The sequence below is a fragment of the Mycobacterium sp. IDUB_19 genome, from assembly GCF_055419445.1.
In genome coordinates, this window is sequence record NZ_JBVAXR010000197.1 from 1 (window position 1) to 629 (window position 629).

At 63.0% G+C, this 629-nt stretch carries 1 protein-coding gene and 1 pseudogene; both read left to right on the forward strand.

The genetic code is table 11. The features are described 5' to 3' along the window. Window positions 1–135: pseudogene (locus tag ACZY0B_RS27895) on the forward strand (cytochrome P450); the annotation flags it as partial. A gap of 36 nt (window positions 136–171) precedes the next feature. Beyond that, on the forward strand, window positions 172–629 hold a 458-nt coding region (locus tag ACZY0B_RS27900; protein ID WP_463767447.1), incomplete at its 3' end, for a DUF1254 domain-containing protein.

Sequence of the window (629 nt, forward strand, 5' to 3'; positions counted from 1 at the left end):
CGCGAACTCGCCGAGGCGCTGACCGTTCTGTCCCAGCGGCTGGTGAACCCGCGCATCGCCGGACCGGTGCCATGGAAGCCGATGGTGAGCTTGAGCGGGCCGACAAGCCTGCCCATCGAGTTCGACATGGATTGATAACCAGCAGCCGGCCCTGCGCGTATGGTCCGAGTGGTGGCAGAACCGACGACATCCGATAGCACGGTGCTCGTTTCACCGGACAATTTCGCCAGGGCCGAAAGCGATTTGTATTTCGGCAATGTCGTCAGGGACGGCGGGTTCGGCAAATTCGGCCACATCCGGGAGCTGACGCCACTGAACAAGCAGTTGGTGGTGCGCTCGAACCGCGACACCTTATATTCGGCGGGCGTCTTCGACCTCGACGCCGGGCCGGTCACGATTGTGCTGCCCGACCCCGCCGGCCGGTTCATGTCGATGCAGGTGATCAACGAAGACCACTACGTGCCCGGGGTCTTCTACGGGCAGGGCGAACACACCCTTACCCGCGATGACATCGGCACGCGGTATGTCCTCGTCCTCATCCGCGCCCTGGTCGATCCCAACGACGATGCCGACGTGAAGATTGTTCATCAGCTACAGGACGCCGTCGCGGTGAGTCAGGACAACGCCGG